The sequence below is a fragment of the Oerskovia sp. Root918 genome, assembly GCF_001428945.1.
Taxonomy (GTDB): Bacteria; Actinomycetota; Actinomycetes; order Actinomycetales; family Cellulomonadaceae; genus Oerskovia; species Oerskovia enterophila.
Genome location: NZ_LMJG01000011.1, coordinates 201,630 through 227,448, shown reverse-complemented (window position 1 = coordinate 227,448; position 25,819 = coordinate 201,630). Strand labels below are relative to the sequence as shown.

24 protein-coding genes are annotated in these 25,819 nt (G+C 73.1%); 1 reads left to right on the top strand and 23 read right to left on the bottom strand.

Annotated elements, in window-relative coordinates:
* Nucleotides 1–41: 41 nt before the first annotated feature.
* From pyrH to rpsB, 3 genes are all read right to left on the bottom strand, one after another.
* On the bottom strand, nucleotides 42–776 hold the full coding sequence (gene pyrH, locus ASE27_RS08640; protein ID WP_056649018.1) for a UMP kinase: 735 nt from the start codon (nucleotides 774–776) through the stop codon (nucleotides 42–44).
* Between the two features lie 178 nt (nucleotides 777–954).
* Complete coding sequence (gene tsf, locus ASE27_RS08635) at nucleotides 955–1,794, bottom strand: translation elongation factor Ts (protein WP_056648686.1); 840 nt, start codon at nucleotides 1,792–1,794, stop codon at nucleotides 955–957.
* A 105-nt stretch (nucleotides 1,795–1,899) separates the two neighbouring features.
* Nucleotides 1,900–2,868, bottom strand: coding sequence for a 30S ribosomal protein S2 (gene rpsB / locus ASE27_RS08630; protein WP_056648684.1), 969 nt, complete (start codon nucleotides 2,866–2,868; stop codon nucleotides 1,900–1,902).
* A 450-nt stretch (nucleotides 2,869–3,318) separates the two neighbouring features.
* On the opposite strand from rpsB, the gene ASE27_RS08625 reads away from it, so the two are divergent.
* A complete protein-coding gene (locus ASE27_RS08625; protein ID WP_235535392.1) occupies nucleotides 3,319–3,879 on the top strand; it encodes a M23 family metallopeptidase in 561 nt (186 codons plus the stop codon).
* A gap of 139 nt (nucleotides 3,880–4,018) precedes the next feature.
* Here the strand turns inward: ASE27_RS08625 and ASE27_RS08620 are convergent, their stop codons facing one another.
* From ASE27_RS08620 to smc, 20 genes are all read right to left on the bottom strand, one after another.
* Nucleotides 4,019–5,008: a tyrosine recombinase XerC gene (locus ASE27_RS08620; RefSeq protein WP_082608707.1), complete on the bottom strand. Its 990-nt coding sequence runs from the start codon at nucleotides 5,006–5,008 to the stop codon at nucleotides 4,019–4,021.
* Between the two features lie 55 nt (nucleotides 5,009–5,063).
* Nucleotides 5,064–6,254 carry a DNA-processing protein DprA gene (gene dprA / locus ASE27_RS08615; protein ID WP_056648682.1) on the bottom strand — a complete coding sequence of 397 codons (1,191 nt, stop codon included), beginning with the start codon at nucleotides 6,252–6,254 and terminating at the stop codon, nucleotides 5,064–5,066.
* A complete protein-coding gene (locus ASE27_RS08610; protein ID WP_056648679.1) occupies nucleotides 6,247–7,785 on the bottom strand; it encodes a YifB family Mg chelatase-like AAA ATPase in 1,539 nt (512 codons plus the stop codon). Before ASE27_RS08610 ends, dprA begins: the two co-directional genes overlap by 8 nt.
* Entirely contained in the window at nucleotides 7,785–8,141 is a 357-nt protein-coding gene (locus ASE27_RS08605) for a YraN family protein (RefSeq protein WP_056648677.1), read from the bottom strand. The genes ASE27_RS08610 and ASE27_RS08605 overlap by 1 nt, the downstream gene beginning before the upstream one ends.
* Before the next feature lie 230 nt (nucleotides 8,142–8,371).
* Nucleotides 8,372–8,671 (bottom strand): DUF2469 domain-containing protein, encoded by a 300-nt coding sequence (locus ASE27_RS08600; RefSeq protein WP_024840525.1) that lies wholly within the window; start codon nucleotides 8,669–8,671, stop codon nucleotides 8,372–8,374.
* Between the two features lie 83 nt (nucleotides 8,672–8,754).
* Nucleotides 8,755–9,522, bottom strand: a complete 768-nt coding sequence (locus ASE27_RS08595; protein ID WP_056648674.1) for a ribonuclease HII — start codon at nucleotides 9,520–9,522, stop codon at nucleotides 8,755–8,757.
* Entirely contained in the window at nucleotides 9,519–10,220 is a 702-nt protein-coding gene (gene lepB, locus ASE27_RS08590; protein ID WP_056648673.1) for a signal peptidase I, read from the bottom strand. Before lepB ends, ASE27_RS08595 begins: the two co-directional genes overlap by 4 nt.
* Nucleotides 10,221–10,434: 214 nt before the next feature.
* On the bottom strand, nucleotides 10,435–10,794 hold the full coding sequence (gene rplS / locus ASE27_RS08585) for a 50S ribosomal protein L19 (RefSeq protein ID WP_056648670.1): 360 nt from the start codon (nucleotides 10,792–10,794) through the stop codon (nucleotides 10,435–10,437).
* A 162-nt stretch (nucleotides 10,795–10,956) separates the two neighbouring features.
* A complete protein-coding gene (gene trmD / locus ASE27_RS08580) occupies nucleotides 10,957–11,796 on the bottom strand; it encodes a tRNA (guanosine(37)-N1)-methyltransferase TrmD (RefSeq protein WP_082608706.1) in 840 nt (279 codons plus the stop codon).
* A gap of 1 nt (nucleotide 11,797) precedes the next feature.
* The gene (gene rimM, locus ASE27_RS08575) at nucleotides 11,798–12,394 is read right to left on the bottom strand and encodes a ribosome maturation factor RimM (RefSeq protein WP_056649012.1); all 597 of its coding nucleotides are present in this window, start codon (nucleotides 12,392–12,394) and stop codon (nucleotides 11,798–11,800) included.
* 223 nt (nucleotides 12,395–12,617) lie between these two features.
* Nucleotides 12,618–12,857, bottom strand: a complete 240-nt coding sequence (locus ASE27_RS08570) for an RNA-binding protein (RefSeq protein ID WP_030150613.1) — start codon at nucleotides 12,855–12,857, stop codon at nucleotides 12,618–12,620.
* Complete coding sequence (rpsP, locus tag ASE27_RS08565) at nucleotides 12,857–13,285, bottom strand: 30S ribosomal protein S16 (RefSeq protein ID WP_056648668.1); 429 nt, start codon at nucleotides 13,283–13,285, stop codon at nucleotides 12,857–12,859. Before rpsP ends, ASE27_RS08570 begins: the two co-directional genes overlap by 1 nt.
* 318 nt (nucleotides 13,286–13,603) lie before the next feature.
* A complete protein-coding gene (locus ASE27_RS08560; RefSeq protein WP_056648666.1) occupies nucleotides 13,604–14,722 on the bottom strand; it encodes an amidohydrolase family protein in 1,119 nt (372 codons plus the stop codon).
* Nucleotides 14,723–14,854: 132 nt separating this feature from the next.
* Nucleotides 14,855–16,477, bottom strand: a complete 1,623-nt coding sequence (gene ffh / locus ASE27_RS08555) for a signal recognition particle protein (RefSeq protein ID WP_056648663.1) — start codon at nucleotides 16,475–16,477, stop codon at nucleotides 14,855–14,857.
* 10 nt (nucleotides 16,478–16,487) lie between these two features.
* The gene (locus tag ASE27_RS08550; protein ID WP_056648662.1) at nucleotides 16,488–18,320 is read right to left on the bottom strand and encodes a [protein-PII] uridylyltransferase; all 1,833 of its coding nucleotides are present in this window, start codon (nucleotides 18,318–18,320) and stop codon (nucleotides 16,488–16,490) included.
* Between the two features lie 65 nt (nucleotides 18,321–18,385).
* Entirely contained in the window at nucleotides 18,386–18,724 is a 339-nt protein-coding gene (locus tag ASE27_RS08545; RefSeq protein ID WP_056648660.1) for a P-II family nitrogen regulator, read from the bottom strand.
* Nucleotides 18,721–20,028, bottom strand: coding sequence for an ammonium transporter (locus tag ASE27_RS08540; RefSeq protein ID WP_056648657.1), 1,308 nt, complete (start codon nucleotides 20,026–20,028; stop codon nucleotides 18,721–18,723). The genes ASE27_RS08545 and ASE27_RS08540 overlap by 4 nt, the downstream gene beginning before the upstream one ends.
* A 196-nt stretch (nucleotides 20,029–20,224) precedes the next feature.
* Complete coding sequence (gene ftsY / locus ASE27_RS08535; RefSeq protein WP_056648655.1) at nucleotides 20,225–21,406, bottom strand: signal recognition particle-docking protein FtsY; 1,182 nt, start codon at nucleotides 21,404–21,406, stop codon at nucleotides 20,225–20,227.
* A gap of 71 nt (nucleotides 21,407–21,477) precedes the next feature.
* Nucleotides 21,478–21,972, bottom strand: a complete 495-nt coding sequence (locus tag ASE27_RS08530; protein WP_157257468.1) for a hypothetical protein — start codon at nucleotides 21,970–21,972, stop codon at nucleotides 21,478–21,480.
* Between the two features lie 137 nt (nucleotides 21,973–22,109).
* The gene (gene smc, locus ASE27_RS08525) at nucleotides 22,110–25,688 is read right to left on the bottom strand and encodes a chromosome segregation protein SMC (RefSeq protein ID WP_200955922.1); all 3,579 of its coding nucleotides are present in this window, start codon (nucleotides 25,686–25,688) and stop codon (nucleotides 22,110–22,112) included.
* Nucleotides 25,689–25,819: the final 131 nt, after the last annotated feature.

Here is a 25,819-nt window from a genome sequence, read left to right as displayed (position 1 = left end):
CCGGGACGCAGCGCGCCCCGGGTCGTGCGTCGGTCGTCCGGTCAGCTCGTGGTGACCAGTGTCCCGATATTGTCCCCCAGGAGGGCGCGGGTCACGTTGCCCGGGTCCCCCATGCCGAAGACGCGCATGGTCACGTCGTTGTCGCGGCACAGGCTCAGGGCCGTGGCGTCCATGACGGCGAGGTCGCCCACCAGGGCGTCGGTGTAGGTGAGGTGGTCGAGCTTGACCGCGTCCGGGTTGGTGCGCGGGTCCGCGCTGTAGACCCCGTCGACGCCGTTCTTGCCCATGAGGACTTCCTGGCAGTGGGTCTCGAGCGCGCGCTGGACCGAGACGGTGTCGGTCGAGAAGTAGGGCATGCCCGCGCCGGCACCGAAGATGACGACGCGCCCCTTCTCCATGTGACGGATGGCGCGCAGCGGGATGTACGGCTCGGCGACCTGGCCCATCGTGATGGCGGTCTGCACGCGCGTGTCGACGCCCGCCTGCTCGAGGAAGTCCTGGAGCGCGAGGCAGTTCATGACCGTGCCCAGCATGCCCATGTAGTCGGCGCGCGCACGGTCGAGGCCACGCTGCGAGAGCTCGGCCCCGCGGAAGAAGTTGCCGCCGCCCACGACGATCGCGACCTGCACGCCCTGACGCACGGCCTCCGCGATCTCGCCCGCGACGCGCTGGACGACGTCCGGCGCCAGGCCGATCTGTCCGCCACCGAAGGTCTCACCGGAGAGCTTCAGCAGAACTCGTCGTGCCGGGGTCGTGGTCTCGATGTTGTCGCCCATGTGCAGCGCCACCTGTTCTTCGTCGTTCCGAGCTCCCGAGGTCTGCCCCAGGACGTTCCGAGGACGGTCCTGCGAGGTGTCCCCGGGGTGTTGCGTGGTGCGCCGGGACCTGGCCGGGTCCCGGTGCGCGGTAGCCCGGTCCGCGCGGGTGCGCGGACCGGGCCACCGGTGGAGTGCGTCAGGCGCCGACGCGGTACCGCACGAACTCGGTGACCGTGCCACCGACCTCGGCGAGCACCTGGCCGACGGTCTTCTTGGGGTCCTTCGCGAGCGGCTGGTCGACGAGGACGACGTCCTTGAAGAAGCCGTTCAGGCGGCCCTCGATGATCTTCGGCAGCGCGGCCTCGGGCTTGCCCTCGTTGCGCGAGGTCTCCTCGGCGATGCGACGCTCGTTGGCGACGACGTCCTCGGGGACGTCCTCACGCGTCAGGTACGTCGGGGACAGCGCGGCGATGTGCTGCGCGATGTCCTTGGCGACGGCCTCGCCGGCAGCGTTCGTCGCGACGACGACGCCGATCGACGGCGGCAGGTCCTTGGCGGTGCGGTGCAGGTACGCGGTGACGCGCTCACCGGCGATGCGCGTGGCACGGCGAAGGACGACCTTCTCGCCGAGCGACGCAGCGGTGTTGTCGATCACGAGCTGGACGGACTCGCCGTCGGCGTCCGCGGCGAGGGCCGCGTCCGTGTCCGCAGCACCCGAGTCGGCGACGGCCTTGAGCACGCGCGCCGCGAGGTTGAGGAAGTTCTCGTTCTTCGCGACGAAGTCCGTCTCGGAGTTGAGCTCGATGAGCGTGGCGACCTGGCCACCCTCGGTCTCGGAGATGTCGACGGCCACGAGGCCCTCGGAGGTCGAACGGCCCTCGCGCTTGGCGACGCCCTTCAGGCCCTTGACGCGGATGATCTCGAGCGCCTTCTCGGAGTCGCCGTCGGCCTCGTCGAGAGCCTTCTTGACGTCGAGCATGCCGGCGCCGGTGCGCTCGCGCAGTGCCTTGATGTCGGCTGCGGTGTAGTTCGCCATGGTGCTGTCCTTACCTGTCTGGGGTCCCGGGGCTCCCCGGGGAGAACGTGGAGCGGGCGGTGCGGCGGGTGCGCGCCCCTCGTGAGAGGGGCGCGCACCACGTCGTCACTTGGACTCGTCGGCCTCTTCGGCGATGACCTCGGCCTCGGCGACGACCTCAGCCTCAGCGGCGGCCTCGACGGCAGCCTCAGCGACCTCGGCAGCAGCCTCGGCGACGACCTCGGCCTCGGCAGCAGCCTCGACGGCGACCTCGGCGACGACCTCAGCGGCGGCTGCGGTCTCGACAGCGGCCTCTGCCTCGGAACCGGCGAGGAGCTCGCGCTCCCACTCGGCGAGGGGCTCTGCCTCGGTGGCCGTGCCGGCCTCGGCGCCCGTGCGGCCCGAGTGGCGCTGGAGCAGGCCCTCGGCGGCGGCGTCGGCGATCACGCGGGTGAGCAGCGTGACGGCGCGGATCGCGTCGTCGTTGCCCGGGATCTTGTAGTCGACGACGTCGGGGTCGCAGTTGGTGTCCAGGATCGCGACGATCGGGATGCGCAGCTTGCGCGCCTCGTCGACGGCCAGGTGCTCCTTGTTGGTGTCCACGATCCACACGGCGGAGGGGACCTTCGCCATGTCGCGGATGCCGCCCAGGGTGCGGGTCAGCTTGTCCTTCTCGCGACGCAGGACGAGCAGCTCCTTCTTGGTGAGACCCGAGGCTGCGACGTCGTCGAAGTCGATCTCCTCGAGCTCCTTCATGCGCTGCAGACGCTTGTGCACCGTGGTGAAGTTGGTGAGCATGCCACCGAGCCAGCGGTGGTTCACGTAGGGCATGCCCACGCGAGCGGCCTGCTCGGCGACGGGCTCCTGCGCCTGCTTCTTGGTGCCGACGAAGAGGATCGTGCCACCGTGGGCGACGGTCTCCTTGACGAACTCGTACGCGCGGTCGATGTAGGACAGCGACTGCTGCAGGTCGACGATGTAGATGCCGTTGCGCTCCGTGAAGATGAATCGCTTCATCTTCGGGTTCCAGCGGCGGGTCTGGTGTCCGAAGTGGACTCCGCTGTCGAGGAGCTGGCGCATGGTCACGACGGCCATGGCACGTCCTTTCAGGCGTGACGCGGGATCCTCCCGCTGCTCACGCTCGTTCGTCCGACCGGGCGCGCGGCGTCCGGTCGGTGCTTTCGGTTGTCGGTGCGGGCCGGGATTGGCCGTGCACCCCTGGCGTCACACCGCCTGGCGACGCCGGACCCTGGCGAACGAGGGTCCGGACCGTTGTCGTGGCAGCCCCTGCCGCTGGCCCTGACGAGCCGGGAGGCGGGGAAGTGACGCGCGAAGTCGACGGCGCGCAGCGGGGGCCGTGGCGTCTCCGGCGGACTCCGCCGGAGGTGCTCGTGGGCCGTCCGAATGAACGTGCCGATCGCGGCGTTAAGTCTACCTGATGCGCGGCCCCGACCGGACCCGTCCACAGGTCCTCGCGGATCGGTCCGGTCCACAGGCTCGGATGCCGGCACACCGCACGCCACGGCGGTGCGCGATGCTCGGCCCGTGCCCGCCATCCTGTCACGCCCCGCCCGCCTCTCCGCCGTCGTCGCCGGGGCCCTCGCGCTCGCCCTCGTCGCGTCGCCTGCGCCCCTCGCACTGGGCGGGGGCGCAGGTCCGCCGGCGAGCGATCCCTGGGTCGCGCCGGTCGCCGGCGACCTCGTCCTGCTGCGCCCCTTCCTCCCACCCGACCAGGACTGGCTCGCCGGGCATCGCGGCGTGGACCTCGGCGCGTCGCCCGGGGCGGCGGTCGTCGCTCCTGACGCCGGGGTCGTGACGTTCGTCGGGACGGTCGTGGACCGCGGCGTCGTCGTGGTGCTGCACGACGACGGGCTGCGCACCTCGCTCGAACCCGTCGCGGGGAGCGTGGGTCCCGGGACGAGGGTCGCGCGCGGCGAGGTCGTCGGGACTCTCGAGAGCGGCCCCGACGGAGGTGGCGGGGCCGCCGCCGGGCACTGCGTGCCGGCGTCGTGCCTCCACTGGGGCGTCCGGCGGGGAGAGCACTACCTGGACCCGCTCGCCCTGCTGGCACCGCGTGAACCGATCGTGCTCCTGCCGCTGCGCTGAGCCTCGCCCGGCCGAGCACGACGTCGGCGTCGACGTCAGCGTCAGCGTCGGTACCGGTGCAGCAGCGGCCCCGGGCCCAGGCCCAGGCCCAGGCCCAGGCGATTGACGCCCCGCGCCCGCCGGCCGCGGCAGGGACCCGTCACGCCCTCGGGAACGCCTGCTCGAACGAGGCCCGCAGCCGGTCGGCGCTGACGTGCGTGTAACGCTGCGTCGTGGAGAGCGTCGCGTGCCCGAGCACCTCCTGGACGCTGCGCAGGTCGGAGCCGCCCTGCAGCAGGTGCGTCGCGGCGCTGTGGCGCAGGTCGTGCGGCGTCACGTCGTCGACGCCCGCGAGCGCCGCGAGCCGGTGCACCGTCTCGCGCGCCTGTCGCTGGCCCCATCGATGCCCGCGGTCCCCCAGCAGGAGCGCCGGTCCGGAGTCGGCCACCGCGAGCGCGGGGCGACCGGCGTCGAGCCAGCGACGGATCGCCCGCCCGGCAGGCACCCCGAACGGCACGACCCGCTCCTTGTCGCCCTTGCCGACCACGCGCAGGGTCCGCTCCCCCAGGTCCACGTCGTCGACGTCGATCCCGACGAGCTCGGCGACACGCACACCCGAGGCGTAGAGCACCTCGAGAGCGGCCCACTCGCGCAGCCGGGCAGGGTCGCCGTCGGCGGCAGACTCGCGGGCGGTCTCCATGAGGTGTGCGGCCGAGTCGACCGCGAGGACCGTGGGCAGGTGACGCGGGACGCGGGGGCTCGCGAGGCGCAGTGCGGGGTTCTGCGCAGTGCGCCCCGTGCTCGTGGTCCAGGCGAAGAAGGCGCGCGCCGCGGCGCCGCGGCGGGCCATCGTGGTGCGCGCCAGGTCCCGCGCCCCGAGGTCGGCGAGCCAGTCGCGCAGCACCGCGATGTCGACGTCGTCGAGCTCGCGCACGCCCGTCCCGACGGCGCGCCCCAGGAGCGAGCGCACGTCGCCCGTGTAGGCGCGCACGGTGTGTGCAGAGAGTCCGCGCTGCACGACCAGGTGCTCCTCGAACGCCGCGACCGCGGCGGTCAGCCCGGCCGGGAGGTCGGGCGCGGCCTCCGGCTGCCCGGGTTCGTCCTGCCCGGCCTTCTCGGCACCGTGCGGACGCTTCTCGGAAGTGCTCATGGCCCCAGTCTCGCGGAGCGCCACCGCCGAGCCGGGTCTGCCACGCCCGGCAGCCCTACCTGCCGAGCCGGCGCCACCGCCCGCCCGACTGCTCGGCGAGCCCCACGAGCTCGAGGTGGCCGAGGCCTCCGAGCGTCTCCTGGCTGCCGAGCCCGGCCGTCCGGGCCACCGACTCGACCGGAGCGTGGGCTCGCACCGGGAGCGCGTCCCAGAGCCGCCGGCCCACCTCGTCGAGCCCGTCCTGCGGCTCGTGGCGTCCCTCCGGGACCGTGACCGCGTCGGCCCCCGCGGTGCCTCCCAGCTCGGCAGCCTCGGCGGCGTCGGTGACGCAGACCGCCTTCGCGTCCCGGAGCAGCCGGTGGCACCCGCCCGAGGCCATCGAGGTGACCGGTCCGGGGACCGCGCCCACGGGGCGCAGGAGCGCAGCCGCGTGCGTCGCGGTGCTCAGTGCCCCCGAGCGCCAGGCCGCCTCGACCACGACGGTCGCTCCGGAGAACGCGGCGATGAGGCGGTTGCGGTGCAGGAAGCGCACCCGGCTCGGGACCGAGCCCGGCGGGACCTCGCTGACCACGCTCCCCTCCTCCAGGACGGCGCGCAGCAGGTCGGTGTTCCCCGCGGGGTAGAGACGGTCCGCCCCTCCGGCGAGGAACGCGACCGTCCGCCCTGCGGCGGCGAGAGCGCCGCGGTGCGCGGCGGCGTCGATCCCGTAGGCGCCTCCCGAGACCACCGTGAAGCGACGGTCGACCAGTCCCACCGCGAGGTCCGCGGCGACGTGCCGCCCGTAGTCCGTGCACGCGCGCGCCCCCACGAGCGCGAGCGAGCGGGTCGAGAGCGCGGCGAGGTCGTCGTCGCCCCGGACCCAGAGCGCGAGCGGGGCGGCGGCGCCCAGGTCGTCGAGCGCGGTCGGCCACCGCGGGTCCTCCGGGACCACGAGGCGGCCGCCGATCCTGCCGAAGGCTCCCAGCTCACGCGCAGGGTCCAGGCCGGGCAACCGTCCTCGCCAGCGCTCGACCGCGCGCACGAGCCGGTCCCCTGCGGGTCGCTCGTCGCAGCCCGCGAGCGCTCCCAGCGCCAGCCGGTGGGGGTCGTCGACGACCTCGTGGAGCCACGCGAGAGAGTCGGCGGCACCGAGGTGCGCGACGAGCGCGCCCGCGACCTGGTCGCCCGGCTCCGTGATCCGGCTCCACGCCGCACGCGCGAGCAGCGGGTCGGAGAGGTCGAACGAGGCACGACGCCGCTCACCCATGGTGGCCCCTGGTCCGCAGCGCGAGCCCCTGCCCCACGTCCGACCGGGTGGGCGCGGCCCGCCCCGCGAGGTCCGCGACGGTCCAGGCGAGGCGCAGCACCCGGTCGGCCCCGCGCAGCGAGAGCGTCCCGCGGTCGAGCGCCGTGTCGACGTCGGCCAGCAGGCCTCGCCCCGCGCCCAACCGTTCGCGCAGCCACGTGCCGGGCACCTCGGCGTTCGTCGACCAGGGGGTCCCCGCGAGCCGAGCCTTTGCCGCGGCCCGCGCGTCGGCGACACGCACGGCGACCGTCGCGCTCGTCTCCACGTCCCCCTCGCCCGCACGGTCCACCCGGGTCACGGGGCGGACCTCGACCTGGACGTCCACGCGGTCGAGCAGCGGCCCCGAGAGGCGCCCGAAGTACCGTCGGCGGACGATCGGCGTGCACTGGCACTCGATCCCCTTGCCGATCGAGAGACCGCACGGGCAAGGGTTCGCGGCGAGCACCAGCTGGAAGCGTGCCGGGTAGCGCGCCGAGCCCGCGGCCCGGTGGATCACGAGCTCGCCGTGCTCGAGCGGTTGCCGCAGCGTCTGGAGCACCCGGGAGCCGAACTCGGGGGCCTCGTCGAGGAAGAGCACCCCGCGGTGCGCCCGCGAGGCGGCACCGGGACGAGGCAGGCCCGACCCTCCTCCGACGATCGAGGCGGCCGTCGCCGTGTGGTGGGGGTCCTCGTAGGGCGGACGCCGCACGAGTCCCTGACCGGGGTCGAACACCCCCGCGACCGAGTGGACCGCGGTGACCTCGACGGCCTCTGCTTCGTCGAGGTCCGGCAGGATGCTCGTGATCCGCGACGCGAGCATGGTCTTGCCCGCCCCGGGGGGTCCGACGAGCAGCAGGTGGTGACCTCCCGCTGCGGCGACCTCGACGGCTCGTCGGGCCTGCTCCTGCCCCAGGACGTCCCGCAGGTCGCCCTCGGCCCGTCGTGGCCGTTCGACCCGTGGCGCACGGGAGGCGGCCGACGGCAGGACCATGCCGGGGACCTCGGCGCCGTAGAGGGCCGCGACCTCGGCGAGGCTCGCGACGCCGACGACGCGCGCCCCGGGCACGAGGCGCGCCTCCTGCGCGTCCTCCAGCGGCACGACGACGTCGCACAGCCCGGCCGCGACCGCGGCGGCCACAGCAGGGAGCACCCCGCGGACGGGCTGCAGCCGACCGTCGAGCCCGAGCTCGCCGATGTGCACGACCTTCTCGGGGTCGGACACCGAGATCCGGCGAGCGCCGGCCAGCATCGCGACGGCGATGGCCAGGTCGAAGCCCGAGCCGGACTTCGGCAGCGACGCGGGAGACAGGTTGACCGTGACCTTGCGCTGGGGCCACGAGATGCCGGACGAGGCGATCGCGGCCCGGACCCGGTCGCGCGACTCGGACAGCGCCGCGTCCGGCAGCCCCACGAGCGTGAACCCGGGGACCGAGGCCGCCAGGTGGGCCTGGACCTCCACGAGGTGGCCCGAGAGGCCCACGAGCGAGACCGCGAAGGTCGTGCCGAGGGTCATCAGCTGACCCCGACGAGGTGCTCGACCTGCGCGGCCCCTGCTTGCGGGAGCACGACGGCCACGACGTCGATCCGGACCGAGCCCGGTCGCACCGGGTGGGTGGCCATCCACTCACCGGTCAGCCGGCGCAGCCGCGCGAGCTTGTCCGGGGTCACGGCCTCGGCGGGATGCCCGTAGGCCGTGCCTCGTCGCGTCTTGACCTCGACGACGACGAGCACGTCGCCGTCCCTGGCCACCACGTCGAGCTCGCCCCGGGTGCCGCGCCAGTTGCGGTCGAGCACGACCCACCCGGCCTCGACCAGGTATCTCGCGGCGATCTTCTCCCCGTACCGACCGACAGCGTCCTTCGCTCCCATGTCCCACCTCCGGGCCACACCCTGACGCACTCAGGGGTGGCGCGGGGCGCGGGGGCGCAGGGCCTGTGGACAGCCCCGCGGGTCACGCACCTGTGCACGGCTCGAAGCCGCGGGCGGCCGCCGCGTGACCGTGCACGGCGGCTGACGGCAGCACCGCACGCGGCGATCACGGGTACAGGTACGGGCGGGCCAGCACGGGCTCAGCAGCACCCGCCGCCGCCCCGTGGCTCCTAGAGCTGGAGCTCCGCCTTGGCCAGCTCCTCGACGTTCACGTCCTTGAACGTCACGACGCGCACCGACTTCACGAAGCGGGCCGACCGGTAGACGTCCCAGACCCACGCGTCGGCCAGCCGTAGCTCGAAGTACACCTCGCCGGCGGCCGAGCGGACCTGCAGGTCCACCTGGTTCGCGAGGTAGAAACGTCGTTCGGTCTCGACCACGTAGGAGAACAGACCCACCACATCGCGATACTCGCGGTAGAGGGCCAGCTCCATCTCGGTCTCATAGTTCTCGAGGTCTTCGGCGCTCACTGGACCATCATGGACCATCGGCGGACCGAACCCGGGACGCGCACCCGCGCACGCACGCTGCGGCGCGCCGACGAGCCTCGCGCTCAGGCCCCGTCCTGCTCGGGGAGCCGCCAGCTGCGCCGGTGCTGCGGCGTCGGGCCGTGGGCCTTGAGCGCCTCGACGTGCACGGCCGCGCCGTAGCCCTTGTTGCCGTCCCAGCCGTAGGCCGGGTACTGCCGGGCGAGCCCCGTCATGAGACCGTCGCGCTCGCACTTGGCGAGCACGCTCGCCGCCGCGACCGAGGCGCACTGGAGGTCGGCCTTGACCAGGGTCCGCACAGCCGGGTCCGGCAGCGCCCCCAGGTCGTCCTCCGGGTCCAGGTCGAAGGCCTCGAAGAGGTCGACCGTCGGGCGGGTCAGCCAGTCGTGCTTGCCGTCGAGCAGGACGGCGTCGACAGGTCCGAGCGACCTGCGGACCTGGGCGAGCGCACGGCGCCCGGCGAGCCGGAGGGCGGCCACGATCCCGTGGGCGTCGATCTCCGCCGGGCCGGCGTGCCCGACGGCCCATGCGAGACCCCAGTCGCGCACCGCGGGCAGCATCGCCTCGCGCGCCGCGGGCGTGAGCATCTTGGAGTCGGTCAGCCCCTCCGGGAACGCGCCCGTGGTCAGGTCGACCACGACGACGCCCACGCTGACCGGTCCGGCGAGCGCCCCGCGCCCGACCTCGTCCATGCCGGCGACGAACCGTGCCCCCGAGTCGAGCATCGAGCGCTCGTGGCGCATGGTCGGCGGCACGGGACCGGTCGCCCGCTTCGCGGGGGCCTTGCGGGGCTTGTTCGCGGCCGCGGGGCGCGCACCGAGGTCGGTCGTCACGGCTCCGGCACCTCCGCGAACACGTCGCCCGGGTTGCGCATGAACGTGAAGTCGCTCAGGGGCCAGACCTTGACGAACGCGGTCCCCACGACGTTGTTGATCGGCACGAACCCTCCGCCCGGCTTGCCCGTGTTGTAGCGCGAGTCGGCGGAGTGCTGGCGGTTGTCGCCCATGACGAACAGCATGCCCTCCGGGACCACGGTGTCGAAAGGGTCCTGGCTCGGGACGGAGCCCGGCTTGATGTACGTCTCGTCGATGGGCTGGCCGTTGACGCTCACGCGCCCCTGGGCGTCGCAGCACACGACGGTGTCGCCCGGGAGGCCGATCACGCGCTTGATGAGGTGCTCGCCCGTGTCCTGCGGGAGCAGTCCCACGAACGTCATGGCCGACGTCACGGCGTTGCCCACCGGCCCGCGGTCGGGTGCGACGTACGGTGGGAGCCAGCTGCCCGGGTCCTTGAAGACGATGACGTCCCCGCGGTGGACGTCGAACGCGTCGGGCACGAGCCGGGAGACCATCACCCGGTCCCCCTCGACGAGCGTGTCCTCCATCGAGGCGCTCGGGATGAAGAAGGCCTGCACGAGGAACGACTTGATGAGCCACGAGAGCACCAGGGCGCTGACCAGGATGATCGCGGTCTCGCGCACGAGCGACGGCCTGCGGGGTGCGCGGCGCGCGCCGGGCTGCTGCTCTGCCATCTCGCTCCTTGCGTGAGCACCGGCCCCCGGATGGTCACCGGGGGCGGGTTCGGGTCGGGCTGCTGCCTGGGCGGCGCTCTCTGTCACGCGCTCACTGTGCCATTTCGACGCCCGAGAGGGGAAAACGGCGCGCGCCGGGACGCCGACGGGCGGCCACCTCGAGAGGTGACCGCCCGTGGGCGTGCAGTGCGGCTGACGGGGTGTCAGGACCGGATCACTTGGCGGGAAGCGCGTCGCGCTTCTCCTTGATCTTCGCCTTCTTGCCGCGCAGCTTGCGCAGGTAGTACAGCTTGGCGCGACGGACGTCACCGCGCGTGACGACCTCGATCGTCTCGAGCGTCGGGGAGTGCACCGGGAAGGTACGCTCCACGCCGACACCGAAGCTGATCTTGCGGACCGTGAAGGTCTCGCGGACGCCGCCACCCTGGCGGCCGATGACGACGCCCTGGAACGCCTGGACGCGGGAGCGGTTGCCCTCGACGACCTTGACGTTGACCTTGACGGTGTCTCCGGCCCGGAACTCCGGGATGTCGCTACGCAGCGATGCTGCGTCGACGCTGTCCAGCGTGTGCATTGTTCTCTCCCCGCTCTGCCACAGGTCAGACGCGTTCTCGTGGCCCACCGCGAGGTGGGTCCGGTTCAGTACAAGGGTGGTGCTCGCATGAGATCGGTCGCGCACGCGGACGTGCGGTGAGCCTCCCCTGTGGCAGAGACCCGACCGGCGGACACCGAGGGTCTATTCTGCCACACCGCCGGGAACGGTCCCCGGGCCTGTTTCAGGAGCAGGGTTCTCGACCGTCACCGGGCGGCGCAACGCGCCGTCGGCGATCGTCCACCCGAGCCCTGCCAGGAACGCGCGGTCGTGCTTGTCGAGCGTGCTCACCTCGAGCGTCTCGATCAGGTCCGGCCTGCGGGCTGCGGTCTTCTCGAGCGCGCGGTCCCTGCGCCAGCGGCGGATCTTCGCGTGGTGGCCGGAGAGCAGGACGTCGGGCACCTCGATGTCCTGCCAGACGGGCGGCTTGGTGTACACGGGGTACTCGAGCAGGCCGGCCGCACCGTGCGACTCCTCCACGAGCGACTCGGGGTTGCCGATCACTCCCGGCAGCAGGCGGGCGACGGCCTCGACCATGACGAGCGAGGCGACCTCACCGCCGTTGAGCACGTAGTCGCCGATCGAGAGCTCGCTCACGCGGTGCCCCGCGGCGCGGTAGTGCTCGGCCACGCGCGCGTCGATCCCCTCGTAGCGCCCGCACGCGAAGACGAGCTGGTCCTCGGTCGCCAGGGCTTCTGCGGTGCGCTGGGTGAACGTCGTGCCCGACGGCGTCGGGACCACCAGGTGCGCGGGTCCGGTCGAGGTCAGCTCGTCGATGGCCTGCCCCCACACGTCGGGGCGCATGACCATGCCCGCTCCCCCGCCGAAGGGCGTGTCGTCGACCGTGCGGTGGCGGTCGGTCGTCCAGTCGCGCAGGTCGTGGACACGCAGGTCGAGCAGTCCTGCGACGCGCGCCTTGCCGACGAGCGACAGGTCGAGCGCGGCGAGGTACTCGGGGAAGATCGAGACGATGTCGATGCGCACGTCAGTCGTTCGTCCCGTCCGCACCGGCCGAGTCGTCGGAGTCGTCGGCGTCGTCGCCCGAGCCCGGCGTGGGCTCGGCGACCTCGAGCCGGTCCGCGTCCCGGGCGAGGAGCCCACCCGGCGGGTCCAGCACCACGCGACCGCCGGGGACGTCGACCACGGGCACGATCGCGTGCACGAACGGCACGAGCGTGCGCGAGCCGTCCGTCTCCTTGATCACGAGCATGTCGTGGGCGGGCAGGTGCTCGAGCCCCTGGACCTCACCGACGACCGTCCCGTCCTCGAGCTCGGCGCGCAGGCCTGCGAGCTCGTGCGGGTACCAGGCGTCCTCCTCGTCGGACACGTCGGCCTCGACCACGAGCGTGACACCGCGCATGCGCTCGGCCGCGGAGCGGTCCGTCACACCCGCGAAGGTCACGAGCCACTTGCCCTGGTGCAGCCGTGCGCGCTCGATCGTCAGTGGGCCCGCCTCGGCGGGCTCGGTGTCGATCGAGGACCCGACGACGAGACGCGCCTCGGGGTTGTCGGTGCGCAGGTCCAGCGCGACCTCGCCGCGCAGTCCGTGGGCGCGGCCGATACGGGCCACCGTGAGCTGCATCGTGTGCTCCTTCTCGTCGTGTACGTGCTGGTCGTTCCGGGGCGCGGACCGCTCGACCGGACGGGACCACCGTGGCACCCGCACGGCATCGCCGCACTCGTGCCCGGTGTCGGACAGACGACGAGGCCCGGTCCACCGTGAGGGGACCGGGCCTCGTCGTACCGTGCAGTCGGCGGACCGACCGTCACGTCGTGCTGTGAATCGGCTCTGCGCTCAGCAGGCGTCAGCGGCGATCGACGTCAACGACGTCGACCCGCACCGGACCGTCGACCGACAGGGCTCCGATCACCGTGCGCAGCGCGCGGGCAGTGCGCCCGCCTCGCCCGATGACGCGTCCGAGGTCCTCGGGGTGAACCCGGACCTCGAGCAGCTCGCCCCGGCGCAGCGGCTTCGCGTTGACCCGGACCGCGTCCGGGTTGTCCACGATCCCGCGCACTAGGTGCTCGAGCGCCTCGCCGAGCATCAGGCCTGCTCTTCGGCTGCCTCAGCCGCGTCAGCGGACTCGACCGGAGCAGCGGACTTCTTCTCGGCAGCCTTGGCCTTGGCCTTCTCGGCGTCCTGAGCGGCAGCCTCGATGGCAGCGGCCGGGTCGACCTTCTCGCCCTTGACGCGCAGGGTGCCCTCGGCACCCGGCAGGCCCTTGAACTTCTGCCAGTCACCCGTGATCTTGAGGAGCACGAGCACCTGCGGCGACGGCTGGGCGCCGACGCTCAGCCAGTACTGCGCACGCTCGGAGGAGATGTCGATGAGCGACGGCTCCTCGGTCGGGTGGTACTTGCCGATCTCCTCGATGACGCGACCGTCGCGCTTGGTGCGCGAGTCGGCGACGACGACACGGTAGTACGGCGCACGGATCTTGCCGAGACGCTTCAAACGAATTCTGGTGGCCACTGTGGTGGTCTCTCCTGGTTCTGGGTGAGGTGACCCGTGCATCCTCCCGGTGGGGACCAGGCGAGCACGAGGTCGGGACACGGCGTAGCGCGGAGAGAGGGGCCGGGCACGCCGAGTACCCGGCTATTGTGCCAGACCAGGCACCGTGCGACCAACCCGTCCTTCCGGGACCCGGCACGCACGAGCGCGCGCCGTCAGACCGGAGACACCACCCTCACCCACCACGCACGACGCGCCCAGGCGAGGGCCCCACCCCTCAGACCGGAGACACCACCCCCACCCACCACGCACGACGCGCCCAGGCGAGGGCCCCACCCCTCAGACCGGAGACACCAGTTCCCCGCGCAGCACCACGGCCTTCGGGTGCCGCAGCACCTCGATGTTCTCGCGCGGGTCCTCCGGGTAGACCACGAGGTCCGCGCTCGACCCCTCGACGAGCCCGCCGTAGCCCAGGAACTCACGCCCCTGCCAGCTCGCGGCCGCGACGACGTCGGCCGTCGGGACGCCCGCGGCCACCATCTCCGCGCACTCGTCGGCGATCCGGCCGTGACCGAGGGTGCCGCCCGCGTCGGTGCCGACCAACAGCTGGATGCCGGCCTCGTGGAGCTGGCGCACCTGCTCGTACCGACGCTCGTGCATGTCGCGCATGCGCGAGGCGAAGAGCGGGTACTTGCCCTCGGCCTGCCGGGCGATGTTCTCGAACTCGGCGACCTGCAGGAGCGTGGGCGTCACGGCGATGCCCCGCTCGGACAGCGTGTACATGTCGTCGGGGTGGATCCCGGTGCCGTGCTCGATGCAGTCGACGCCCGCGGCAAGCAGCGAGGGGACGACCTCGCTCGAGAACGCGTGGACCGTGACGCGCGCGGCCTCGGCGTGCGCGACCGCGACGGCCTCGGTCAGCACGTCCTGCGGCCACAGGGGGCGCAGGTCGCCGTCGGCGCCGAGGTCGCGGTCGATCCAGTCCCCGACGAGCTTGACCCAGCCGTCCCCGGCGCGCGCCTCCTGGCGCACGACCTCGGGGAGCTGCGAGACGTCGTCGAGCTCGAGACCGAAGTTGCGCAGGTAGCGCTTGGGGCGCGCGATGTGGCGCCCCGCCCGCACGATGCGCGGCAGGTCGCGGCGCGACCGGACCCACCGGGTGTCGAGCGGGGACCCCGCGTCACGCAGCAGGAGCACGCCGCTGTCGCGGTCCGCGACGGCCTGCGCCTGTGCGGTCGCGTTGTCGACCGGCCCGTCAGGACCAAGACCGACGTGGCAGTGCACGTCCACGAGCCCGGGCAGCACCCAGCCCTCGATCGCGACCATGTTCGTGCCCTGCGCGGACGGGCGGGTCAGCGTGACGTGGCCGTCCTTGACCCAGAGGTCGGAGACCTCGCGGTCGTCTCCCAGGAGGATGCGACCTCTGATGTGCAGCGAGGGGCCTTCCAGCGCGGACATCGGTCTCCAGGTTCTCGGACGGTCGGGGTGCGTCCGTCGCGCAGCCGGACGGGCCGGACCACGGTGTCGGACGAGGGGTCGGACGAAGGTCGGGTGTGAGCCACCGTGACCTGCAGGACATAACCTAGCGCGCTAGCGCCCCAGGAACTTCTCCAGGTCGGGTGGGAGCTGCAGGTCGGTCGCGTCGGTCGACTTCTGGGTGGCCTTCGCGCCACCCAGCCCACCGAACGCTGCACCGGGCGCCGCGGGCGGCGCGGCTGGGCCGCCCAGGGCGCGCGCCTGGCGCGCGGCCTCCTCCGCTGCCCGCTTGGCCGGGTTGCCGGACTTCGCCTTGCGCCCCTTGGCCGGGGGCGCGACGCGCCCGCGGGCCTTCTTGCCCCCCATACCCGGCAGGTTGCCCATGCCCGGCATGCCAGGCATGCCGCCGCCGCGGCTCATCTGGCGCATCATCTTCTGCGCGCCCGCGAACCGGTCGAGGAGCTGGTTGACGTCGCTCGTGGTGACACCCGAACCACGGGCGATGCGCGCACGGCGCGACCCGTTGATGATCTTGGGGTTCTCGCGCTCGCCCGGCGTCATCGAGCGGATGATCGCCTCGATGCGGTCGACCTCGCGCTCGTCGAAGTTGTCGAGCGCCTCGCGCATCTGCCCCATGCCCGGCAGCATGCCGAGCATCTTCTTCATGGAGCCCATGTTGCGCATCTGCTGCATCTGGACGAGGAAGTCCGCGAGCGTGAAGTCCTGGCCCGTGGCCACCTTCTCGGCCATCTTCGCGGCCTGCTCGGAGTCGAACGCCTTCTCGGCCTGCTCGATGAGGGTGAGCACGTCACCCATGTCGAGGATGCGCGAGGCCATGCGGTCGGGGTGGAAGGCCTCGAAGTCGGTGAGCTTCTCACCGGTCGAGGCGAAGAGGATCGGGCGGCCCGTCACACGGGCGACCGACAGCGCCGCACCACCGCGCGCGTCGCCGTCGAGCTTCGACAGGACGACGCCCGTGAAGTCGACGCCCTCCTCGAAGGCCTTGGCGGTCGCGACCGCGTCCTGGCCGATCATGGCGTCGATGACGAACAGGATCTCGTCGGGGTCGACCGCGTCGCGGATGTCCGCGGCCTGGCGCATGAGCTCGGCGTCGACGCCGAGGCGGCCTGCGGTGTCGACGATGACCACGTCGTGCTGGCGCTGGCGCGCGGTCTCGACGCCGTCGCGGGCCACCTGGACCGGGTCGCCGACGCTCGTGCCCGACTCGCCCTCGGAGCCCTGGTTGCCCGGCAGCGGCGCAAAGACCGGCACGCCCGCGCGCTCACCCACGACCGACAGCTGGTTGACCGCGTTGGGGCGCTGGAGGTCCGCGGCGACGAGGAGCGGCGTGTGCCCCTGCTCGCGCAGGTGCAGCGCGAGCTTGCCCGCGAGGGTCGTCTTGCCGGCGCCCTGGAGGCCCGCGAGCATGATGACGGTCGGCGGGTTCTTCGCCAGGCGCAGGCCGCGGCTCTCCCCGCCGAGGATCGCCACGAGCTCCTCGTTGACGATCTTGACGACCTGCTGGGCAGGGTTGAGCGCGCCGGAGACCTCGGCCGACAGGGCCCTGGACCGGATGGCACCGGTGAAGTCCTTGACGACGGGTACAGCGACGTCAGCGTCGAGGAGCGCGCGCCGGATCTCACGGATCGTGGCGTCGATGTCCGCCTCGGAGAGACGGCCCTTGCTCCGCAGGTTCTTGAAGGTCGACGTCAATCGATCTGACAGCGTGGCGAACACCGCGTCATCCTTACCGCTCGTGAATCAGGGAAGTGCCCAGCCTACCGGTCGGGGGCGTCGGCTCGGGCAGCACGGCCCGGGTCGCGACCGTGAGGTCGTCCACGAGGCGCGCGCGCCACGAGGTCCAGGCCGTGGGGCCGAGCGATGAGGAGTCGGCCTCGGTCAGCGCGCGCAGCACCTCGAGCAGGTCCCGTCGGTGCCCGACGGCGTCGGCGAGCTCGGCGACGGTCGCCGGGTCGTCCGGGTCCGCCGAGACGGCGAGCCGCGAGAGGGTGAGGTGGTGGCGCACGAGGCGCGCGACGTCGTCGGGCACCCCGTCCTCGAAGCCCATCCGGTGCAGGATGCCCGGGACGAGCCGCGCACCCTCCTCCGAGTGGTCGGCCGCGCCGCGCCGCTTGCCGATGTCGTGGAACAGCGCCGAGAGCAGCAGGAGGTCGGGGCGTGCGACCTCCTTCCGGTCGCGCGCGGCCCGCGCGACCGTCTCGACGAGGTGGCGGTCGACCGTGTGCCGGTGGATCGCGGCGCGCTGAGGCCGGTTGCGCACCCCGGCCCACTCGGGGATCCAGGTCGTGACGACCCCCGCGAGGTCGAGCGCCTCCCAGACCGCGACCTGTGCGTGACCGCTGCCGAGCAGCGAGAGGAAGGCCGCCCGCGCCGCGGCGGGCCACGGTTCGGGGAGCGGTGGGCAGTGCGCGAGGCTGCTCACCGAGACGGGCGAGAGCGTCAGGCCCGTCCGTGCGGCCGTCGCGGCGGCGCGCAACGACAGCATCGGGTCCGTCTCGGGGTGCGCGTCGATGGCCAGGACGAGCTCGCCGTCGTGCTCGACGAGCCCGTCCCCGACCGACCGCAGCCGGGGCGCGGCCCGTCGGCCCCGCACGAGGACCGGGCGGCGCGTGGTGCTCGGCCGCTGGAGGGCCTGGCGGGCACGGCGGACCGTGGTGTCGAGCGCGTAGGAGATCTCGCGCCCGGAGGCCGCGAGGCTCGCGAGGAGCTCGTCGGGGTCGTCGTACCCCGTGAGCGCCGCGACCTCGTCGAGGTCCGCGAGCAGGAGCTTGTTGGTGTGCCGTCCCGTGACGACCTGGATCGCGTCGCGCACGTCGAGCAGGTGCGCGTGGGCCCGGTCGACCGTGCCGTGCGGCCGGTCCGTCAGCCAGGTCGCGGCCAGGGCCGAGAGCACCACGGCGTCACGGATCCCGCCACGCGACTCCTTGAGGTCGGGCTCGATCAGGTACGCGATCTCGCCCGACCGCTCGGCCCGCTCCTTCGTCGAGGACAGGAGCTCGGGCAGGCGGCGCCGCGAGGCGGAGCGCCAGTCCGTGAGCACGGCCGACGCGGCCCGGTGCACCACGAGCGCGTCGCCCGCGACAGGACGGACGTCGAGCCACCCGACCGCCGCCGGGACGTCCTTGGACGCGACCTGGCGGCACTGGGACAGCGACCGCACCGCATGGTCCAGGTCGACGCCCTCGTCCCACAGCGGGTACCAGAGGCGTTCGGCGATCGCCGCGACCTGCTCGGCCGAGTGGCTGCGGCCGTCGTGCACGAGCACCAGGTCGAGGTCGCTCGCGGGCCCCATGTCCGCGCGCCCCAGGCTCCCCACGGCTGCGAGGGCCACACCCTCGGTGCTCGTGCCGGCCGTGGCCTCCTGCCAGAGGGCCGTGAGCCGGTCCGTGACCAGGGCGCAGACCGCCGAGCGGCGAGCCACCCCCGAGCTGCCCGGGCCGCTCAGGTCCCGGGCCACCGCGAGCATCTCGGCCCGGAGGCCCCGCACCCGAGGTGGGTACGGGGCCTCCGCCGGTTCGCCGGACCCCTGGGGGGTCCCTTCGTGCGCTGCGCCGGTCATCTCGACCGCGCCCCCTGCTGCACCGCTGACGACACCATGCCGTTCTCCTGTCCGGTCCGGATCACCTAGAGGGCGCCGGCGCCGTGCTCGCCGGTGCGGACCCGGGCGACGTCGTCGACCGTGACGGTCCACACCTTGCCGTCGCCGATCCGCCCGGTCTGGGCGGCCTTGACGATCGCCTCGGTGACCGTCGAGGAGTCCTCGTCGTCCACCAGGACCTCGATGCGGACCTTGGGGACCAGGTCCACGGTGTACTCCGCACCGCGGTAGACCTCGGTGTGGCCCTTCTGCCGGCCGTAGCCGCTGGCCTCGCTGACCGTCATGCCCCGGACCCCTGCGGCCTCGAGCGCGGACTTCACGTCGTCGAGACGGTGCGGCTGGATGATTCCTGTGACGAGCTTCATGCCCTGACCTCCTGGATGACACGACCCTGTGCGATGGTCTCGTATGCGGTCTCACCGTGCTCCGCGAGGTCGATCCCGCCGACCTCGGCGTCCTCGCTGACCCGCCAGCCCATCGTCACCTTGATGACGAAGCCGATGACGAACGTGAGGACTCCGGAGAAGATCACGGCCGCGAGGGCGATGACGACCTGGATCACGAGCTGGTCGATCCCGCCGCCGTAGAGCAGGCCCGTGTCCGTGCCCAGCAGACCGATGAGGACGGTCCCGACCAGGCCGCCGACCAGGTGGACGCCGACGACGTCGAGCGAGTCGTCGTAGCCGAAGCGGTACTTGAGACCGACCGCGAGGGCGCAAAGAACACCGGCGACGGCGCCGAGCGCGATCGCGCCGATCGGGTTGACGGCCGCGGCGGCCGGGGTGATCGCGACGAGGCCCGCGACGATGCCGGACGCGGCACCCAGGCTCGTGGCGTGCCCGTCGCGCAGACGCTCGGTGAGCAGCCAGGCGGCCATCGCGGCGCAGGTCGCGACCGTGGTGTTGACCCAGGCCAGGCCCGCGACCTCGTTGGCGGCCCCGGCGGAACCGGCGTTGAAGCCGAACCAGCCGAACCACAGGAGCGCCGCGCCCAGCATCACGAACGGGAGGTTGTGGGGACGCATGGGCTCCTTGCCGAAGCCCTTGCGCTTGCCGATGATCAGCGCGAGCACCAGGCCCGCCACACCCGCGTTGATGTGGACGACCGTGCCACCGGCGAAGTCGATCGGGGCCACGTTGGCGATCCCGTCGGTCACGCCGTAGATCGCCGCCGCGATGCCGTTCTCGCCGGCACCGAGGATGCCACCGCCCCACACCATGTGGGCGAGCGGGAAGTAGACGAGCGTCACCCAGACACCCGCGAAGACGAGCCACGCGCCGAACCGCGCACGGTCCGCGATGGCGCCGCTGATCAGGGCGACCGTGATGATCGCGAAGGTGGCCTGGAACCCTGCCGCCACGAGAGCCGGGACGCCGCTGCCTGCCAGGAGGCTGTTGGCGTCGTCGGTCAGGGGGGCCAGACCGAAGAACTCGGTCGGGTTGCCGAAGATGCCGGCCACGTCGGACCCGAAGGTCATCGAGTAGCCCCAGAGCACCCAGATGATGCCGACCACGGCGATCGCGCCGAAGCTCATCATCATCATGTTCAGGACGCTCTTGCCGCGGACCATACCGCCGTAGAAGAACGCCAGGGCCGGGGTCATCAGCAGCACCAGAGCGGCTGACGTCAGGAGCCAGGCCGTGTTTCCAGTGTCAAGTTCGAAGGGCATGCGCTGTCGCCTCTCACCTCGCCAGCCGGGCGGCCGGACAGGTCAAGAGTCGTCCAGCGGCGTTTCCCTGCGACTGTCGCGCGGTTACGCGGGTGTGACGCGGTGCACTCGTGTGTAAACGTTGCGTTACCCGGGCTCGTCAAGGCCCCGCCCAGGCCGGCCCGGCGGCGTCCTCGCCCCCGGGCCGGCCGCGGGTTCAGTCGCCCAGAAGACCGTCGACGAACTCCTGCGGGTCGAACGGGGCCAGGTCGTCGGGCCCCTCACCCAGGCCGACGAGCTTGACCGGCACGCCCAGCTCGCGCTGGACCGCGACCACGATCCCGCCCTTGGCCGTGCCGTCGAGCTTGGTCAGCACGATGCCCGTGACGCCCGCGATCTCCCCGAAGACGCGTGCCTGGTTGAGCCCGTTCTGGCCCGTGGTCGCGTCGAGCACCAGGAGCACCTCCGACAACGGCGCCTCCTTGGTGATGACGCGCCGGATCTTGCCCAGCTCGTCCATGAGGCCGGCCTTGTTCTGCAGCCGGCCCGCGGTGTCGACGAGCACGACGTCGACGCCCTCCTCCCGGCCCTGACGGACCGCGTCGAACGCGACGGCGGCCGGATCCGCGCCGTCCCGGTCCGAGCGCACGGTGCGCACGCCCACGCGCGCGCCCCAGGTCTCGAGCTGGTCCGCCGCGGCGGCGCGGAAGGTGTCGGCGGCACCGAGCACGACCGTGCGGTCCTCGGCGACCAGGACGCGCGCGAGCTTGCCCACGGTCGTCGTCTTGCCCGTGCCGTTGACACCCACCACGAGCACGACGGCGGGCAGCCGGGACCCGTCCTCGGCCGTCTGCGGGGCCGTGGCGAGCGAACGGTCCATGGTCGGGTCGACGAGCGCCACGAGCTCCTCGCGGAGCAGCGCGCGCACGCTCGCGGCGTCGCGCACGCCCAGCACTCGCACCCGCGTGCGCAGCGAGTCGATGAGCTCGCCCGCGGGCCCGGCGCCGACGTCGGCCAGCAGCAGGGTCTCCTCGAGCTCGTCCCAGTCGTCCTCGGTCAGGTGGTCGCGGGAGAGCACGGCGAGCAGCTTGCTGCCGAGCGGCGAGCCCGAGCGTGCGAGGCGCCCGCGCAGACGTGCGAGACGGCCGCCGACCGCCTCGGGGACCTCGACCGCAGGAGGAGCCTCGAGGTCCGAGGGCGCCTCGGCCGTCGCCACACCGCCGCCCTCGGCGGCCTCGGCGGGTTGCTCCCCGGGAGCGTCGCGCTCGAGCGTGGTCGTGCCCGACGGGGCGGGAGGGAGGGAGTCGCGCGACCCCGAGCGCCGACGGACGCCGAGGAAGCCGAGCCCGAGGACGGCGAGGACGGCGAGGGTGATCCAGAGCCAGAGGAGATCGTTCACCGTCGAAGTGTCTCAAATCCGGGCGCGACGTGCGGGCAGGTGGGCCAGGCGTCCTCGCAGGCGCGAAGAGATCAGTCCTGCGGGAGGACCGGGGGGCTGGTCGGCGCCGTCGTCGACGAGACCGACGGGACGGTCCCCGTGGCGGGGCGGCGCACGCCCGCGCTGTGCAGCGTGTGGGTCGCGCGCTCGCGGGCCCGGTGCAGCACGTCGGTGATCTCGTCCGCGTCGATGTATGCCGGGTCGTCGACCTCGGTCGCCGCGAAGAACTCGTCCATGCCCGTGTCCACGGGCTCGACCGTCGACCTGCCGGCGTGCTCGTCGCGACGGGAACGACGCCAGGAGGTGAGTCCCGACACGAAGTCGCGCCAGAAACCCTTGAGCCCGACGGGCGGACCCGTCCGGTCGTTGCGGTCGTCGATGCGCGTGACGACGCTCGCGAACAGGAAGACGACGACGGCCGCCACGAGCGCGATCCCCAAGAACACGAACATCCAGAACATCGTTCGATTATCACGGGAGAACGGCCAGGCGACCTTCGCTGCGGCGGCGAGTCCGATGTTCGCCACAGCATCTTCACGGGACCGGGTCCGCGAGGTGACACAGGACACGCCCTCGGCGCCGGCCTCCACGCCTCGATGGCCGCAGCCGTACCCGCGCGCCGGTCGCTCGCGCACGGCGCCGCGACCCGACCGCCTGCTCGTCGCTACGCGGGGACCTCGTCGCGCAGCCGCTGGCTGATGACGGTCGTGACCCCGTCTCCCCGCATGGTGACCCCGTACAGCGCGTCGGCGATCTCCATGGTGCGCTTCTGGTGCGTGATGACGATGAGCTGAGAGTCCTCCTGGAGCTCGCGGAAGATCTCGAGCAGACGGCCCAGGTTCACGTCGTCGAGCGCGGCCTCGACCTCGTCCATGACGTAGAACGGGCTGGGACGAGCCTTGAAGATCGCGACCAGGAGCGCGACCGCCGTGAGCGAGCGCTCACCGCCGGACAGCAGCGACAGCCGCTTGACCTTCTTGCCCGCGGGACGCGCCTCGACCTCGATGCCCGTGGTGAGCATGTCGTCCGGGTTCGTCAGGACGAGCCGCCCCTCGCCGCCCGGGAACATCCGACCGAACACGTGGACGAACTGCTCGGCCGTGTCGTGGTACGCCTCGGTGAAGACCTGCTCGACGCGCTCGTCGATCTCGCGGACGATCTCGAGGAGGTCGGCCCGCGACTTCTTGAGGTCGGCGAGCTGGGTCGTGAGGAACGTGTGCCGCTCCTCGAGCGCCGCGAACTCCTCGAGCGCGAGCGGGTTGACCCGGCCGAGCTGGCCCAGCGCCCGCTCGGCCGAGCGGAGCCTCTTCTCCTGCGCGGCGCGCACGTACGGCTCGGTCACGGGCTCACCGTCCTCGTCCTCGCGGACCGTGCCGTCCTCGGCGAGGACCGGCACCGGGCGGTCAGGCCCGAACTCGTCGAGCAGGACCTCGGGGTCCAGGCCGAGCTCGTCGACGCTGCGGCCGTGGAGCTGCTCGATCCGCAGCTGCTGCTGGGTACGAGCCACCTCGTCGCGGTGTGCCACGTCGGTCAGCTCACGGAGCTGGCTCGCGAGCGCGTCGACCTCGGCCCGCCGTGCCGAGACCGCCTGGTCGAGCTCTCCCCGCGCGGCCTCCGCCGTGTCGCGCTCCTCGCGGGCCCGTCCGAGCGACCGGTCGAGCGCGGCGAGCGCGACCTGGGCGCCGTCGCGGACCGCCTCGGCACGCTCGGCCTGACGCACGCGCGCCGCCTCCCGCGCCGCCGCGCGCTCGCGGGCGGCACGCTCGGTCGCCGCCGCACGGGCGAGCGACTGCGCGCGCCCCGTCAGGGCCCGCGCACGTTCCTCGCTCGTGCGCAGCGCGAGCCGCGCCTCGGTCTCGGCCGCCCGTGCAGCGGTCGCGAGACCGTTCGCCCGGTCGCGCTCGGCCGTCGCGGCAGCGACCGACTCCTCGGTCTGCTCGGGTGCCGAGGCCGCCTCGTCGTGACGTGCGACGAGTCCCGCGAGCTCGGTCTGCTCGGCCACCAGCATGGCCTGCGCCTTCTCGAGGGACGCACGCACCCGGGCGGACTCGGCCGCGGCCGCGCGCGCCGTCGCGCCCAGGTGTCCCAGCTGCTCGGCGACCGCGGCCAGGGCCGCGTCGGACTCGTTGAGCCGGTCCAGGGTCGCGTCGTAGCGCTGCTGCGCCTCCTCGGCCTCCTCGAGCGCGCCCACGAGGGCGAAGCGGGTCCGCTCGCCGCGCGCGACGGCGTCGTCCCGCGCCGTCTGCGCCTCGTCGAGCGCCGACTGCAGGTGCAGGACGCTGGGCGCGGTCGCCGAGCCTCCCCAGGCGCCGTGCGCGCCGAGCAGGTCGCCGCCCCTGGTCACGGCGGTGACCTGAGGCGACGACGCCACGAGGGCACGGGCCTGCGCCAGGTCGTCGACGACGACCACGCCGTCGAGCAGGAGCTCCACCGCCGGGGCGACCGACCTCGCGGGCGTGACGACGTCCGCGGCCCACGCGGCGCCGTCGGGCAGGACGACGGACCGTGCACTCACCGTGCCCTCGGCGGGCGCTCCCCCGCCCACCACGAGGCTCGCGCGCCCCGCGTCCTCCTGGCGCAGGTGGCGCAGCGCGTCGACGGCCGCCTCGAGGCTCTCGACCGCGACCGCGTCCGCGGCCGGCCCCAGGGCGGCAGCGATCGCGTCCTCGTACCCCGTGTCGATGCTCAGCAGCGCCGCGAGCGAGCCGAGAGCGCCCACCTGGTCCGCTGCGAGCAGCGCGCCCGCACCGTCCTTGCGGACCAGGCTCATCTCGAGCGCCTCGACGCGGGCGCTCCAGGTCGCGCGCTCGCGGTCCGCGGTCTGCTCCTCCTCGCGCAGCCGTGCGACCACGGCCCCGGTGCGCTCGACCGCGTCGGCCGCCTCCTCGTGCTCGGCGTCCAGGCCCTCCTCGCCCTCCTCGACGCCCACGACCTGCGTCTCGAGCGTGGCGAACTCGACGTTCGCCTGGTTCCCCCGCCGCTCGGTCTCCGCGAGCGACTCGCGCAGGCGCCCGATCTCCGCCTCGGTCGCCTCGACGCGCGACCGCCGAGCGGCGACCTGGCCGGCCAGGCGCGCGAGGCCCTCACGGCGGTCGGCAGCGCCCCGCAGCAGCGTCGCGAGCGCCCGCTCGGCGGCCTGCGCCTGCTCCTCGACCGCCGTCCGTTCCCCCACGGCCGCCTCGAGCGCAGCGCGCGCGACCGCGACCTCCGACTCGAGCTCGAGCTCGGCCGCCCGGGCGCGCGCGGCCTGCGCGTCCAGGTCGTTCGGGTCCTGTCCGCGCTGCACGGTCTCCGGGCGTCCCAGCAGGCGCAAGCGCTCGGCCGCGAGGGTCCGTGTCCCGCCCAGCCGCTCCGTGAGCGAGGACAGGCGGTACCAGACCTCGCTCGCGCGGGCCAGGGCGGGCGCGGCCTCGGCCGCCTGCGTCTCCAGAGCCCCCAGCGCGTCGCGCGCGGCCGCGAGCGACCGCTCGACCTCACCCTGGCGGGCCCGCAGCGCCGACTCGTCCGCGATCTCCTGCTCGAGCGTCGCGGTGAGCTGGGCCAGGTCGTCCGCGAGCAGCCGCGCCCGCGCGTCGCGCAGGTCGCGCTGGACCACCTGTGCCTTGCGCGCGATCTGCGCCTGGCGTCCGAGCGGGCCCAGCTGACGCCGGATCTCGGCCGTCAGGTCCCCGAGGCGCGTCAGGTTCGCCTGCATCGCGTCGAGCTTGCGCAGCGCCTTCTCCTTGCGCTTGCGGTGCTTGAGGACGCCGGCGGCCTCCTCGATGAAGCCGCGCCGTTCCTCGGGGGTCGCACGCAGCACTGCGTCGAGCTGCCCCTGACCCACGATCACGTGCATCTCGCGCCCGATGCCCGAGTCCGACAGCAGCTCCTGGATGTCCAGGAGCCGGCACGACGACCCGTTGATCGCGTACTCCGAGCCGCCGTTGCGGAACAGCGTCCGGGAGATGGTCACCTCGGAGTACTCGATCGGCAGCGCGCCGTCGGTGTTGTCGATCGTCAGGGACACCTCGGCACGACCGAGCGGAGGGCGGCCCGTGGTCCCGGCGAAGATGACGTCCTCCATCTTGCCGCCGCGCAGCGACTTGGCGCCCTGCTCGCCCATGACCCAGGACAGGGCGTCGACGACGTTGGACTTGCCCGAGCCGTTCGGTCCCACGACGCACGTGACCCCGGGCTCGAAGCGCAGGGTCGTCGCCGACGCGAACGACTTGAACCCGCGAAGGGTCAGGGTCTTGAGGTGCACGGGTCAGAGCCTAGTGCGACGTGGCGGGTGAACCGGGGAGGTGACGGTCTGTTCCGGCCCGGCCCCGGACACAGGCAGGCGCCCCCGTCGAAGGACGGGGGCGCCTGTCTGCAGGGTGCCGTGCCGGCTGT